This is a genomic window from Vibrio sp. 10N.247.310.17 (genome assembly GCF_041466605.1).
Classification (GTDB): domain Bacteria; phylum Pseudomonadota; class Gammaproteobacteria; order Enterobacterales; family Vibrionaceae; genus Vibrio; species Vibrio tasmaniensis_A.
In genome coordinates, this window is record NZ_JBFSTC010000003.1 from 16,023 (window position 1) to 30,679 (window position 14,657).

The window sequence follows — 14,657 nt, forward strand, 5'->3', positions numbered from 1 at the left end:
CTTACCAGTTATCGTAAGATTTATTTAGACAAAATTATTAATAAAAAATAACGGCTTGGGATAAATTTTCCTAAACCGTTATCTAATCTTTTTAAGGCTTAACCACTACATGTTCTTAAATGCACGGTCGACTTTAAAAGTGTCCGAAGTCACATAAGCTTCCATATTGCGTACACTGGTCTCTAACGTCTGGAAATCACCCTCTAAAGTGCCCAACAAAGACTCTGCTGTTTGCCCTTTTTCCCAGGGTTTTTGCTTGAGTGTGTGCTCTTGTTTGGCTTTCATCTGATCGACATATTGAGGTGGTTGTTTTTCAAGCATAAATGTCAAAGCTAAATACGCTAATAACACCAAAAAGCTACCACCTAGCAGTGCGGCTGAGATCACTAAGATACGAACCAACCAAACTTCAAGGCCAAAATAGTTCGCTAATCCGGCACACACGCCAGATAATTTACCGTTAATCGGATCGCGATACAGTTCTCTACTCATAGTTTCGTCTCCAGTTAGGTGACTCCGCATCCAGTATTTTTTCTAACGTTTTCACTCGGTCTTGCATCGACTCAGCTTGCTCAGAAAGCTTATGCAGACGCTGAAGATCCGTTTCTGAAAGACCATTGCTGGATTTCTTCTTGCTGCGGTAGTGTAAGAATAACCATAGCGGTGCCACGAAGATCAAAAAGACAATCAGTGGACCTGCAATTAGAAATGTTGACATAGACAACTCCTAAAATTATTTATCGCGGTTTTCAACTTGTTGCTTCAGTTTCGCCAGCTCTTTTTCAATCTCGTCTTGAGCTTGTAGCTCTGCAAACTCTTGGTCTAAAGATTTTGCGTTACCGGTTTTTGCGTAAACGTCAGCTTCAGCTTCTAATTCATCCACTTTACGTGAGAATTGCTCAAACTTCGCCATTGCTTCGTTGGTTTTGCTTGAATGCAGATGTTTTTGAACATCGCGACGATTGCTTGCTGCATTATTACGAATCATTAGTGCTTGCTGTTTTGCACGAGTCTCGGCGATTTTGGTTTCAAGCTTACCGATCTCACTGGTTAGTTTTTCGATGGTTTCATGAACCAAGGTTTGCTCGGTATGAAGACTCTTGATGATATCTTCAAGTTTTTGCTTTTCGATTAGTGCCGCTCTAGCCAGATCTTCACGTTGTTTAGTCAGGGCTAATGTCGCTTTATTCTGCCAATCTAGAATCTGAGTTTCGATAGCTTCAACTTTACGTGCTAGCTCTTTCTTGTCTGCAATGGCTTTTGCTGAGTTAGTACGAACCTCAACCAGCGTGTCTTCCATTTCTTGAATAATGAGGCGAATCATCTTTTCAGGATCTTCAGCCTTATCTAATAGTGCACTGATGTTTGAATTTACAATGTCTGCAAAGCGAGAAAAAATACCCATAAGAAACTCCTTAATTGCAATAATGGCAAATAGGTTTTAAATCGTTTTCGATTTCTCAATCCACTTGCTCAAAAATCTACGTATGTTGTTAAACCTACCATAAGTAATCCAAGTAGCGTGCCAACTTTTAAGCCATTGTTTATCAAACACTTACAATAAAATGGTGATTAACCCGAACCATGCTATGATGAATTTAGCCAAGTATTGGTATTTTTCACCACTACAGCTTTGTTTTACATCAAGTGATGTAAATAAAGCTCTCTATATCATGCCCATTGGAAATCAGACCATACAAGGACCCATTATGCAGCAGAATCTCATTGGTGAATCCCCTAGTTTTCTATCTGTTTTGGATAAAGTGTCTCAACTCGCACCAATCGAAAGACCGATTCTGATCATCGGGGAGCGTGGTACAGGTAAAGAGTTAATCGCTCAAAGGCTGCATTACCTTTCAAGGCGCTGGGACCAGCCATTGATCTCACTGAACTGCTCAACCCTTAGCGAAGGGTTGATTGATTCAGAGTTATTTGGTCATGAATCAGGTTCTTTTACCGGTTCAAAAGGTCGTCATCAAGGTCGTTTTGAAAGGGCTGAAGGTGGAACTCTGTTCTTAGATGAACTAGCGACCACCCCCCTTGCCGTTCAAGAGAAGCTATTGCGTGTTATTGAATACGGGCAATATGAGCGTGTCGGCGGACAAAAGGCGCTGAGTGCCAATGTAAGACTGGTGTGTGCGACCAATGCTGACTTACCAGACATGGCGTTAAAAGGCGAATTCAGACCCGATTTATTAGATAGACTGGCGTTTGATGTCATTACTATCCCACCTCTTCGCGAACGAAAAGAAGACATCACGCTGCTAGCAGAATACTACGCCATTAAGATGTGTCGAGAGTTAGAATTGGAGCTGTTTGTCGGTTTTGCTCCATCTGCTGTTGAGGCACTATTGGATTATTCTTGGCCGGGAAATGTGAGAGAACTCAAAAACGTCGTTGAACGAGCTATCTACCAGCACGGTAAAGATCCATATCCTATTGAATCTTTGGTGTTTAACCCATTTAAACCAACATGGCAAATAGATCAAGATTCCACGCACGAAACTGGCAATGATCTGTCCAACAGCCATACTCCATTAGAGCACTCATTTTCTTTGCCGCTTGATTACAAAGCATGGCAAGAACAGCAAGACATTAAATTACTCAATCAAGCACTAAAACAGAGCAAGTATAACCAGAAGCAAGCAGCAGAATTACTTGGGTTAACCTATAACCAATTACGTGGAATGGTGAGGAAGTACGCGATTGTAGGGCAAGCTAACGATAAATAGCTGTCCACACTTGATTATTATTTGGAGCCGAATAAATAAAATGTTAAATTGTCGGGATCTTGAGGCTCCTCTAACGCCTCGTTTCGAAAAGTATTTCTTTTTATGAAAGCACTAATAAGACTATCACTGAGCATCTGCACGCTTGGCTTTTTAGCTGGATGTGGTGAAAGTGTCACTCACGAGCAAATCCGTGAAAAAGGCTTCATTTATTGCGGCCAAGGTAATCCTAGTACCTTCAATCCACAATTGGTTGATAGTGGCATTACCTCAGAATCGCTGAGCCCTCAAATTTTCGATACCCTGCTCACTCTTGATCCTATAACTTACCGACCAAAACAGAACTTGGCAACAAGCTGGTCTGTCGATAAATCAGGTACAGAGTACACTTTCAAGCTGCGCCCAAATGTTGCGTTTCAAACCACAGATTGGTTTACCCCAACCCGCAGCATGAATGCACAGGATGTGGTCTTTAGTTTTGAACGTATCATTGATAGTTCAAACCCATTTCATTATGTGGGTGGCGGTTTATATCCATGGTTCGCTGGCATCGACTTTCAAAACCTGATTGTTGAAATCACAGCGGTGGATGACCTAACGGTGAAGTTCCAGTTAAGTCGCCCAGATAATTCATTTCTTAACAATATCGCCACCAGCTATGCGGTCATTCACTCCAAAGAGTATGCCAACAAGCTGATTACCACAGATGAAAAAAATGAAATAGACTCCAAGCCCGTAGGCACAGGCCCTTTCTACTTGGATGAATATCAAATTAATGATCTTGTACGCTTGAAAAAGAACAAGCATTACTGGAAGGGTGAAGTACAAATGGACCAAGTTGTATTTGATACTTCACAACGCGGGACAGGCACACTTGCCAAGCTTCTCCGCAGTGAGTGTGACGTGTTGAACTCACCAATTTCCAGCCAGATCCCTATTATTCAAGCTCATGAAGAGTTGAAGATTTCTGCCACACCTGCCGTAAATGTCTCTTTCATCGCGCTAAACACAGAACACCCTGCATTGCGTGACTCACGAGTACGTAAAGCATTGAACTTGGCTATTAACCGTCAGAACATTCTTGATTCTGTGTACTACGGTACAGGTACAAAAGCCTACACGTTACTTCCCCCTACTTCTTGGGCTTATCAAAAAGACAGCGTTCAAGTTCGCTATGATCGAAACTATGCGATCGCACTTCTTAGAGAGGCCGGTGTAGAACCAGGGTTAGAGCTTTCAATGTGGGTGCCACTAGAGCCACGCGCATACAATCCAAGTCCAAGAAAAACGGCAGAACTGATCCAAGCAAACTTGGCTGATATTGGTATTGAATTGAAACTCTATACCGACGACCGATTTGACCGAACACAGCTGTCTTCAATTTCCTCAACAGATTTGTTACTCACAGGTTGGATTGGCAGTACGGGCGACCCAGACAACTTCTTACGTCCACTTCTATCATGTAGTTCGGAACGCGCGGGATTAAACGTCTCTATGTGGTGCAACTCAGACTTTGATTTCCTTCTCGACTTGGCATTAGAGATTAATCAACAAAGGCATCGCGTGAACTTGTATCGACAAGCCCAAAACATTCTTAATGAAGAAGTTCCTGTGATACCTCTCGCTCACGGCGTGCAATTCCGTGTGCACGATCGTTCGCTAACAGGTTTTAAACGCAGTCCTTTTAATGCTCAACCTTTTGATCAAGTCAGAAGGGAGGTGAACTGATGTTTTGGTATACATTAAGACGTGTAAACTTATTCATTATTACACTTGGAATTCTGACTTTAGTGGGCTTTGCTCTACTTCGATTAGACCAAACCTCACCTTGGGCAATTCAAGATTTTTGGCCCGGCTGGCTTAGCTACGTCACCGAATTATCGACGCTGAATTTCGGCCTGAGCAAACACGGTGTTCCTATCATCGAAGAGCTTGTCGTGGTATTCCCTGCGACGTTAGAATTGTGCTTCTTTGCTTTTTTACTCGCACTGTTTATCGGCATCCCTTTCGGCACAATTGCCGGTATGAGACAAGGAAAATTTGTTGATACCACCATATCGTTTACTTCAATGGCAGGCTACTCAGCACCTATTTTTTGGGTCGCATTGCTAATGATCATGGTGTTTTCACTGCACTTCGAGATGTTCCCTGTTGGGGGGCGATACGATCTACTTTACGAAATTGAACACGTGACTGGCTTTGCAATGATTGATGCCTTCTTTGCCGAAGGTAACTATCGAGCACACGCCCTACAGAGCGTAATAGACCATATGGCGTTACCTTGTCTTGTTTTGGCGCTCGCTCCAACAACCCAGGTTATCCGACTAATGAGAGCGTCAGTGGCTGAAGTGATGGCTCAAAACTACATCCGTGCCGCACGAATCAAAGGTCTTTCAACAAGAGAGATCGTCACTCAACACGTATTAAGAAATGCAATACCACCGATTATTCCTAAGGTCGGCGTTCAACTCTCCAGTATGTTAACGCTCGCTATCATCACCGAGTCTATCTTTAACTGGCCAGGCATTGGCCGCTGGTTACTGGATGCATTATCCAATCAAGATTACGTGTCAATTCAAGCTGGTGTAATTGTGGTAGCAACCTTGGTTTTGACCGCGAATATACTGTCCGATCTACTGGGCGCGATGGTCAATCCTCTGGTAAGGAAGGAATGGTATGCTAACAAATAACGTCTACCAAGAAGAACAGATTCCAACCCAATTCGAGCGTTTCTGGCGCAGCTTCCGTGGCAATAATCTCGCAATGTTTGGACTATGGTGTTTGGTCTTGATCATTCTGATCACCATCACTTCACCATGGCTAGCACCGCATGATGCTCAAGAGCAGACGGGGCACCTACTAACACCTCCTTCTTGGGATCCGGCTGGAACAGTTGAGTATTTTCTAGGCACTGATGATTTAGGCCGAGATATTCTATCCCGTCTGATTATTGGCTCTCAGCTGACATTTGGTGCCGCAGTAGTGATTACCTTTATCGCAGCAGTCATCGGTTGTCTGATTGGCGTACTTGCAGGTATGACTCGTGGGTTGCTATCAAGTACGCTAAACCACTTGCTTGACACGGTAATGTCTATTCCGTCGTTGCTACTTGCGATTATCTTCGTGGCATTTCTTGGCTTTGGCGAGTTTAATATCTTGCTAGCCTTATGTTTGGCATTGATTCCACGCTTTATTCGTTCGGTATACATTGCCGTGCATGCAGAAGTAGAAAAAGACTATATTTTGGCTTCTCGCCTTGATGGTGCGAATGACTTCTACCTGTTATGGAATTCAATCCTTCCTAATATTCTTACTGTAGTGGCACTTGAAATTACACTGGCATTGTCAGTCGCCATTCTTGATATCACGGCCTTGGGTTTCTTAGGGCTTGGCGCTCAAGCACCAAGTACCGAATGGGGCTCAATTTTGGGTGATTCTGTAGAGCTGATTTACCTTGCGCCATGGACAGTAACTCTACCCGGCTTAGCCATTATGTTTACAGTGATCGTGATTAACCTTGTCGGTGAAGGTGTTCGCCAAGCGCTAAATGCAGGAATCGAATAATGCCGTTACTTGATATTCGACATCTAACCATCGAGATTGAGACCCCTCAAGGGATGGTTAAAGCAGTAGATCGAATGAGTATTACCCTCAATGAGGGAGAAATTCGTGGCTTAGTAGGTGAATCAGGTTCTGGTAAGAGCTTGGTTGCAAAAGCGATCGTTGGTGTTTGCAAAGAAAACTGGAAAGTGTCTGCCGACCGAATGCGCCTTGGCAATATCGACCTGCTACAACTAACGCCCAAAGAACGACGCCGTGTGATCGCTCGCGATATCGCGATGATCTTCCAAGAACCATCGACATGTCTTGACCCTTCCGAAAAAGTGGGACGCCAGCTAATAGAGGCGATTCCTTCGCGTTCATTTGAAGGTCGATGGTGGCAACGGTTTAAGTGGCGAAAAAAGCAAGCAATAGCATTACTGCATAAAGTGGGGATCAAAAATCACTCTCACCTAATGGACAGTTATTCTTATGAGTTGACCGATGGTGAGTGTCAAAAAGTCATGATCGCCATGGCGATCGCTGCCAAGCCAAAAGTGCTAATTGCCGATGAGCCAACCAACGATTTAGACCCGATTACTCAGTCTCAAATATTGCGCTTATTGAGCCGAATGAATCAACTTCATAACACGACAATTCTCCTCATTGGGCACGATTTAACGACTATCACTCAATGGGCGACACGAATAACCGTGATGTACTGCGGTCAGTCCGTTGAGTCTGCAGATACGACAAAACTGTTGGATGTACCAAAGCATCCTTACACCGTTGCACTGCTAAAAGCGATGCCCGATTTTAACGACTGGATTCCCCATAAAGAAAAACTGCAATCTTTACCAGGGTCAATTCCGCCGCTGCAGCACCTCCCGATTGGTTGTCGACTTGGACCACGTTGTCCATACGCGCAAAGACAGTGTGTCGAGATCCCGCATACTAAACGTATAAAGACCCACAAATTTAACTGTCATTTCCCTCTGAATATGGAGAAGAAAAAGAAATCATGAGTGCATTATTAGAGGTCAGTGATTTATCTAAAGACTTTACGACTCGCTCTGGTCTTTTCCGCAAAAAGATTCATCAGGCAGTGAAGCCAGTCAGCTTTTCCCTTGAAGCGGGACAGACTATTGGTTTTATCGGTCAGAATGGGTCGGGGAAATCGACATTAGCAAGAATGCTAGCGGGTATGGTGGAACCAACAGCAGGTGAGATCCGAGTGAACGGTGAAAAGCTAGAGCACAAAGACTACTCAACTCGCTGCAAACTGATTCGAATGATCTTCCAAGATCCGAACACCTCGCTAAACCCACGCATCCAGATTGGTCGAATCCTTGAAGGACCATTGAAGCGAAATACCAACATGCCACCAGAAGCCCGCATGCGCCGCGTAAAGGACACATTATTACGTGTTGGGCTTCTACCAGAACATGCTTACTTCTATCCTCAGATGCTTGCTGCAGGCCAGAAGCAGAGGGTTTGTTTGGCTCGCGCTTTGATACTTCAGCCTTCCATCATTGTTGCTGATGAAGCGTTGAATGGTTTGGATATGGCGATGCGTTCGCAAATCATCAATCTGTTCCTAGAACTTCAAGAAGAGATGGGCGTATCGTTCGTTTATGTTTCTCAACACATCGGCATTGTTAAACACATCACAGATAAGATCATCGTCATGCACGAAGGCAATGTGGTTGAAAGTGGCGAAACACATGAAGTACTGACTAACCCAACTCACCAAATCACACAAAGGTTAGTTGAGAGCCACTTCTATAAAGCACCAAGCCATTAATCGGTGATCGCGCTATATTCCGCAAAGGGGAAAGATATGTTACCAAGAGCTTCAATGCTTTCCCTCTTGTTGGCGCTGCTGTCCTTTAATGCAGCAAGCACACCACTCACATGGCTAGATAGAACCTTCGTCGAAACTGCCTTTTATCACGTCGCACTTCAACACGAATATTCACAAGGCGACAAGCTCCTCGCTAAATGGAAACAACCTATTAAGATATGGATCGATCACCGAGTCGGCGACGAAGAGCTTCATCAAGAACTCACCGAATTACACGTCCAGCACCTATCGCAAGTCACCCAACATCCGATTAAAATCGTCACACGAGAATCGGATGCAAACGTTAAATGGATATACACAAGGCAGAGTCAGTGGATAGCTGAAGCCAAAACTGTACTCAAACTGAAATCGACACAGCATCTAAACAGCGCTATCTGCACTGCAGGTTATCGAACTAATTCCAAAGGGGAGATTGTATATGCAGGAATTGTGATCCCAGTAGATCAAGCGAGAGCAAGAGGAAAGCTGGTCGCATGTATTGTTGAAGAGATCACACAGGTACTTGGGTTACCCAATGACTCAGATAAAGCCTACCCTTCTATTTTCAATGATCACACGCCAGAAGACTTGTTATCCCCCTTAGATGTAGTGCTGCTAAAGCTACTGTATGAGCCTCAATTGAAAGTGGGAATGACAAAAGAACAGGCAAAACCAGTTGTGCGAAAAATACTGAAAAGATACAGCAAAACAGGTGTACTTCAGCAAGCTTCTAAAGCAGCACAGCAAGCGCCTTTGTATCAACTTATTGGGTATTGACGAAAATACGTTGGAAAGTAGCTTAGAAGGGAAGAATAGAACAACAGCGTTGCCCGAGGTAAGACAACGCTGGCTTACAATTTGACGAGAGAATTAGCGCTTAGCAGCCTGCTTCTTCAGCTCGAAGTCGAACTCATCCGGGAACAAGATAACACCTTCTTCCTGTTCGTTCGGGAACACAACAACTGCAAGCTCGTCGTCTTCTAGACCGTTAGTCCAACGGCTATGCCATTTGTTTAGTGAAATAGACTCAGCTTTACACTCAGACCAATCACCCGTCGCCCAAGACTCCGCAAACTCTTGATTTGGCCATACAGGAACACAGTCTTCATCTTCTGTGTTCAGCATTACACAACCGTGTTCATCGGTTAAGATCCATACTTCACGGTTCGCTACGATTTCTTTCACACAGTACTTCAGGCGTTGCTCACCCGTATACTTATTGATTTCAGCGATTTTTTTATCGTCTAGCTGTGTAGTCATCTCAATTTCCTACTTTAGTCAGTAACTATGTTCTTAAAGCTATTTTATGCCGAGTGTTTTTAACTTCAAACACTATCGATGAAGAAGAAAGCCTACTTCAAAGAAAAACGCCTGCTAAATTAGCAGGCGTTTATAATTAAGCGACTTGGTTAAACAAGCTCGCCTTGAAGCCAAGGCCAACCTTGCTTCTTACGGCTCAATGTATTTTCCATCATCAATACACCGTCTTTCTCGAATTTAACCAGCTTATCAGCCCACTCACCTTTGTATAGAAGACGAGTTTGAGCTGTAGTGATATCTGTCAGCATTACTGCCGCGAACGCTAGACCATCTTTCTCACAACGCGCTTCAAGATCAGCTTCTAGAGCTTCGATCATGCCGTCTACTTGCTCAAGAGTCGCAAGCTCAACTTGACCAACGACAACATCACGACCGTTGAATGGGTAGCCTTTAAGGTCTTTTTCTACTAACTGTGCAGCAGATAGGCCTTCGATGTTTGTCTTAGCAATTAGAAGCGCTTTGATAAATGCATCAACGTCTGTTACGCCAGCGATTTCAGCAAGCTCAGCAACCGCGTCTTTGTCTTTTTGAGTACATGTTGGAGAAGCAAAACCAACTGTGTCTGAAAGAATTGCAGACATCATCAGTTTAGCGATTTGTTGAGAGATAGCGTGACCTTCAATCTTAAACATGTTGAAAAGTACTGTATTTGTACAGCCAACAGGCCAGATCCAAGCTTCCATAGGGTTAACTGTCATCACGTCACCTAGACGGTGGTGATCGACAATACCTACGATCTCAGCATCAGCTACATCGTCTGGTGCTTGTGCAAGATCTGAGTAGTCTACTAGCCAGATTTTCTCACCAGCAACAGAAGTACGAAGTTCTGGCTTTTCAGCACCAGCGACTTCTAGAATGTGTTGAGTTTCGCGGTTGATCTCGCCTTGGCGAATTGGTGTCGCTTCCTCGCCACGAGCTTTAAGAAGCTCAGTTGCAACTAACGCACTACAAATACTGTCACTATCAGGGTTTTTGTGACCAACAACTAAAATCATGTTTCTTCCTATTACACTAACAATTATGACTCTACCTTTAGAGTCTCTCTTTATTAGGCATACTTTACCTCATTTTTTTAGATTGGTCATGTTTCGTGGGTTTGGCCAATGGTAACAAAAGATAAAAAAACAACGAATGCAATTGATAATTATTATCATTCGTATATGATTATCTTAATATACAAATTTTGAGTGACACTTATGGATCGACTAATCTCTTTTTTGCCAAGCAGCAGCGCTGCGAAAACAACTCAGTTTTCACTGTCTTTTAAGCGCCTGCTTTTACCTATTTCACTTGCGGCGTTAGTTGCAGCTCCTGCTACGCGAGAATTAACGGTCACTACCTTGTCTGACGCCTTCTGGGCAGTGTCATGTTACGTTGCGCTAACCCTAGCGATTTACCACTGTTTAAGTCTATACATCAACAAAGATAACGTCTTCAATAAGCTCGTCCATCAATCTCGTTCAAACCAAGTTGTATTCGCCGCGCTAATGGGGGCATTGCCAGGCTGTGGGGGAGCAATTGTGGTCACCACACAATTTATTTCAGGCAAACTCGGATTTGGTGCGGTTGTGGCTGTACTCGTCTCAACCATGGGTGACGCGGCCTTCCTGTTAATTGCTAGCGAACCCAAAACAGGTTTAGCCATGATGGCGATGGGTGTAATCGTGGGCACCGCCTCAGGACGAATCATAAACTTGTTTCACGCAGACGACTTTTTACGCCCGAAACAGGCAGAGAGAAATGAAGCGGAAAACAGCTGTGCCTCACAACCTCAAGATCAAAGCCCTGTCTCTAAAAAAGCGATAAACCTTCAGGGTTACCTATGGTCTGTGCTTATTATTCCGGGAGCCGCTGTTGCCCTGCTTGGCTCTTTTCAAATCGATGTAAACCAGTTGCTCACACTGCCTGACATGTCTATGGAATGGACGGGAACGATTTTACTGATCAGCTCGATGTTTTTGTGGGGGCTTACTCGTGAAATTGAGGATTACAAATCGGCCGTAAGTGAAGATGAAAAATGTATAGGTTCTCACCCACTACAAAAAACAGCTCAAGATACAAACTTTGTCACTGCATGGGTGGTGGTCGCTTTTCTTTTCTTCGAGTTTGGCTCTGTGCTTGCAAATGTCGATTTTGCGACGCTATTCTCAAGCTGGGGTATGATGCTCCCCCTGGCGGGTGTGTTGATGGGTTTACTGCCGGGGTGTGGTCCGCAATTGTTGGTCACTAGCCTTTACCTTTCAGGTGCACTGCCACTTTCAGCTCAGGTCGGTAACGCAATTTCAAATGATGGTGATGCTTTATTCCCTGCTATCGCAATGGCACCGAAAGCGGCTCTTGTAGCCACATTATATTCAGGCATACCCGCATTAATCTGTGCATACGGTTATTGGTTTATGTTCGAAATTTAACTCAAGCTGATTCAATTCCATAGGTCTCTATTAGGTCGATACTTTGTATCGGCCTTTTTGTTTCCGTCTGCCTAAGTCCTTACAACAGATTCTTTTTACACTCCCTTCATTGTTCATTGTTCATTGTTCATTGTTCATTGTTCATTGTTCATTGTTCTACAGCCTATCTCAAACGGCACGTCGTTATAGCCCGTCTCAAAAACGCCCCCTGTTGGCGCTATGACAATACTTAATTACAAATCCCACACACAGGTTAGAAAAACAAAAAGCCCCTGTAAGAGTGCTTACAGGGGCTTTAATTCAAGCTTTAATCTTGGTTCTTAAGTACAAGACTTAAGAAACTTCGATTGGACCACCGAATGAAGTTACTGGAGGCAGTTTGCCTTGGAACTTCTCGAAGTTAACCAAACATGTGTTTGCTGACGTTGCTTGAGCAAGTTCAGACGTACCGATGTCTTGAGTTAGTGTGTTTGGATCGCCGTATGTATCTAGCGCCCCCACTTTCTCGTTGATCGGGCCGTACCAAGCGCCTTCTTCGATACGAACAACACCAGGTGCGTAGCTATCCATTAGAACAGCACCTGCTAGTAGTTGACCACGGTCATTGAACACACGTACTACGTCGCCATCTTTGATGCCTTTCTTCTTAGCATCGATTGGGTTGATGTAGATTGGCTCACGGCCTTGTACCGCGTAAGTCGCACGCCACTCTTCAGATTCACACATCTGAGAGTGAAGACGCTTGTCTGGGTGACAAGATTGTAGCCAGTACGGATGTTTGTCAGAGCCTGGACCACCGTGTGAACGTTCAGATTTCTCAAACCACATTGGGTGTTCTTGACAGTGCTCGTAACCCATGTTGCCAACAGTACGGCTTGTGATTTCGATGAAACCAGAAGGCGTACCTAGTGCGTTGATCTCTGGATCTTCACGGAATGAAGCGTGACGAGTCCATGGCTTACCTTTACCGAAGTCTAGGAAACCTTTCTCCCAGAACTCAGCAAACTCAGGCATTTCGAAGCTGCCTTCGTTTGATGCACGACATTCGTCATACAGAGATTTAACCCACTGCATTTCGTCCATACCACGCGTATAATCGTCGTAACGACCCCAACGCTTAGTTAGGCTAGACATAATCTCGAAGTCAGTTTTAGACTGGAACAGAGGATCGACTAGTTTGTGCATCGCGATCAAACCACGACCAGAGTACGCGCCGTAACCATCAATATCGTTACGTTCCCACTGAGTACATGCAGGAAGCACGATATCAGAGTGACGACAAGTTGCAGTCCAAGCGAAATCAACAGCCACTACAGTTTGTAGGCTCTTGAATGCTTTACGCATCTTGTTGCGATCTTGGTGGTGGTGCCACGGGTTATTACCACTGAATACCATCATCTTGATATCCGGTAGTGTAACCGTTGAACCGTTCGCTTTGATCTTCTTACCTGGCTCTAGCAAGCTATCTACCCAACGAGCAACAGGGATTACACGGCTGTAACCGTTGTAATCAGTGTTAGTGTGCTTAGGCGATTGACCTTGGTCGATGTTCAACGGGAATGAACCCGGAGCTGCGAAGCCAGTTGAAGAAACACCGATACCAGAGTAATGGTGACCGTAAGAGATACCACCGCCAGGTAGACCGATTTGGCCAACCATTGCTGCGATAACGGCACACATCCAGTAAGGCTGCTCACCGTGTTGTTGACGTTGGATACTCCAACCGACAAGAATCTGCGTACGACCGTTAACCAGCATCTTAGCGAATTCACGGATAGAGTCCGCGCTTGCACCACAGATAGCCGAAGCCCACTCAGGTGTCTTCTCAACTTTATCTTTCGTTTCACCTTGAACGTACTTGATAAAGTCTTCAAAACCTAGACAGTAAGTTTCGATGAACTTCTTGTCGTATAGATCTTCGTTGTAAAGAACGTGAGCAACACCAAGCATGAACGCCACATCAGTTTGTGGGTTGATGTACATTTGCTCGTTTTCTAGGTAACGGCCTGTTTTGTTTTTAACAGGGTCAACAGAAACAACGTTGATCTCTTTCTTAGCAACTTTTTCTTTCAGCTGTTCTAAGTATGCGAATGACTCGTGAGTCTCACATGTCCAACCTACTTGCAGGTTTTTAACTGGATCGTTACCCCAAAGAACAATGTTGTCACTGTTTTCTAGGATAAGTTCCCAAGATGTACCTTGTGCGTAAACTTCAGTAGAACCTAGCACGTAAGGCATGATCGTTTGACCAGCACCTGTTGAGTAGTCACCGATTTTCTTCACAGAGTAACCGTGAAGTGCCATTGCACGTTGCATATGGTTAGTACAGCTGTGGAACTGACCCGTTTGTCTCCAACCAGTTTGACCTGTGTGAAGCGCCCATGGACCGTAATCTTTCTGCACGCGCTCTAGTTCGCGGTAAACAAGGTCTAGTGCCTCATCCCAAGTCACACGAATAAAACGGTTGTTACCACGCGTGTCTGCGCTGTATTTATGCTTCTTCAACCAATCTAGGCGAACCATTGGGTAACGCACACGTGATGAGCTGTAGATAATACCTTTAATACCTTTCAACATCTCAGTTGGGTGTTGATCGATTTCTAGAGGTTTAATCTCTTGTACTTTACCCGCATAAACGCGAGCTCGGAATGCACCCCAGTGAGAACCAGAGACTTTCCACGCGCCGTCTGTTTCTGCTGCAGACGCTGATGCCGACGCCAATAAGCTTGGACCGATAACCGATGCCGCACTTGTAGTAGCGACACCTTTCAGAAAACTTCTTCTTGTAATTGCCATTGTGTTACTCCAATTGAC

Annotated in this window: 14 protein-coding genes; 8 read left to right on the plus strand and 6 right to left on the minus strand. The window is 44.4% G+C overall.

The features are described from left to right. Window positions 1-105: 105 nt before the first annotated feature. From pspC to pspA, 3 genes are read right to left on the minus strand one after another with little or no spacing between them, the layout of a single operon-like run. The gene (pspC, locus tag AB6D80_RS01505; RefSeq protein ID WP_032499058.1) at window positions 106-492 is read right to left on the minus strand and encodes an envelope stress response membrane protein PspC; all 387 of its coding nucleotides are present in this window, start codon (window positions 490-492) and stop codon (window positions 106-108) included. Then, window positions 485-718 (minus strand): envelope stress response membrane protein PspB, encoded by a 234-nt coding sequence (gene pspB / locus AB6D80_RS01510; protein ID WP_009848775.1) that lies wholly within the window; start codon window positions 716-718, stop codon window positions 485-487. The genes pspC and pspB overlap by 8 nt, the downstream gene beginning before the upstream one ends. Window positions 719-733: 15 nt before the next feature. Beyond that, window positions 734-1,405 carry a phage shock protein PspA gene (gene pspA / locus AB6D80_RS01515; protein WP_010440091.1) on the minus strand — a complete coding sequence of 224 codons (672 nt, stop codon included), beginning with the start codon at window positions 1,403-1,405 and terminating at the stop codon, window positions 734-736. Between the two features lie 304 nt (window positions 1,406-1,709). Here pspA and pspF point away from each other — a divergent pair, with 304 nt between their 5' ends. The 7 genes from pspF (at window position 1,710) to AB6D80_RS01550 (ending at window position 8,889) form a co-directional block, all read left to right on the plus strand. Continuing rightward, a complete protein-coding gene (gene pspF / locus AB6D80_RS01520) occupies window positions 1,710-2,732 on the plus strand; it encodes a phage shock protein operon transcriptional activator (RefSeq protein WP_012604358.1) in 1,023 nt (340 codons plus the stop codon). A gap of 102 nt (window positions 2,733-2,834) precedes the next feature. Then, complete coding sequence (gene sapA / locus AB6D80_RS01525) at window positions 2,835-4,457, plus strand: ABC transporter substrate-binding protein SapA (protein WP_372187612.1); 1,623 nt, start codon at window positions 2,835-2,837, stop codon at window positions 4,455-4,457. Continuing rightward, complete coding sequence (locus tag AB6D80_RS01530) at window positions 4,457-5,419, plus strand: ABC transporter permease subunit (RefSeq protein WP_009848779.1); 963 nt, start codon at window positions 4,457-4,459, stop codon at window positions 5,417-5,419. Before sapA ends, AB6D80_RS01530 begins: the two co-directional genes overlap by 1 nt. Next, window positions 5,406-6,293 (plus strand): putrescine export ABC transporter permease SapC, encoded by an 888-nt coding sequence (gene sapC / locus AB6D80_RS01535; RefSeq protein ID WP_009848780.1) that lies wholly within the window; start codon window positions 5,406-5,408, stop codon window positions 6,291-6,293. The genes AB6D80_RS01530 and sapC overlap by 14 nt, the downstream gene beginning before the upstream one ends. Beyond that, window positions 6,293-7,294, plus strand: coding sequence for an oligopeptide/dipeptide ABC transporter ATP-binding protein (locus AB6D80_RS01540; protein WP_009848781.1), 1,002 nt, complete (start codon window positions 6,293-6,295; stop codon window positions 7,292-7,294). The genes sapC and AB6D80_RS01540 overlap by 1 nt, the downstream gene beginning before the upstream one ends. Next, complete coding sequence (locus AB6D80_RS01545; protein ID WP_009848782.1) at window positions 7,291-8,073, plus strand: ATP-binding cassette domain-containing protein; 783 nt, start codon at window positions 7,291-7,293, stop codon at window positions 8,071-8,073. Before AB6D80_RS01540 ends, AB6D80_RS01545 begins: the two co-directional genes overlap by 4 nt. A 36-nt stretch (window positions 8,074-8,109) precedes the next feature. Continuing rightward, the gene (locus AB6D80_RS01550) at window positions 8,110-8,889 is read left to right on the plus strand and encodes a DUF2927 domain-containing protein (RefSeq protein WP_017098171.1); all 780 of its coding nucleotides are present in this window, start codon (window positions 8,110-8,112) and stop codon (window positions 8,887-8,889) included. A gap of 93 nt (window positions 8,890-8,982) precedes the next feature. Here the strand turns inward: AB6D80_RS01550 and AB6D80_RS01555 are convergent, their stop codons facing one another. Continuing rightward, on the minus strand, window positions 8,983-9,372 hold the full coding sequence (locus AB6D80_RS01555; RefSeq protein ID WP_004734596.1) for a DUF2750 domain-containing protein: 390 nt from the start codon (window positions 9,370-9,372) through the stop codon (window positions 8,983-8,985). A gap of 149 nt (window positions 9,373-9,521) precedes the next feature. Continuing rightward, entirely contained in the window at window positions 9,522-10,427 is a 906-nt protein-coding gene (locus tag AB6D80_RS01560) for a manganese-dependent inorganic pyrophosphatase (protein ID WP_009848785.1), read from the minus strand. A 201-nt stretch (window positions 10,428-10,628) separates the two neighbouring features. On the opposite strand from AB6D80_RS01560, the gene AB6D80_RS01565 reads away from it, so the two are divergent. Then, window positions 10,629-11,843 carry a putative manganese transporter gene (locus AB6D80_RS01565; protein ID WP_372087056.1) on the plus strand — a complete coding sequence of 405 codons (1,215 nt, stop codon included), beginning with the start codon at window positions 10,629-10,631 and terminating at the stop codon, window positions 11,841-11,843. Between the two features lie 333 nt (window positions 11,844-12,176). Here AB6D80_RS01565 and torA read toward each other — a convergent pair whose 3' ends face one another. Next, complete coding sequence (gene torA, locus AB6D80_RS01570) at window positions 12,177-14,639, minus strand: trimethylamine-N-oxide reductase TorA (protein WP_372187614.1); 2,463 nt, start codon at window positions 14,637-14,639, stop codon at window positions 12,177-12,179. Window positions 14,640-14,657 lie beyond the last annotated feature (18 nt).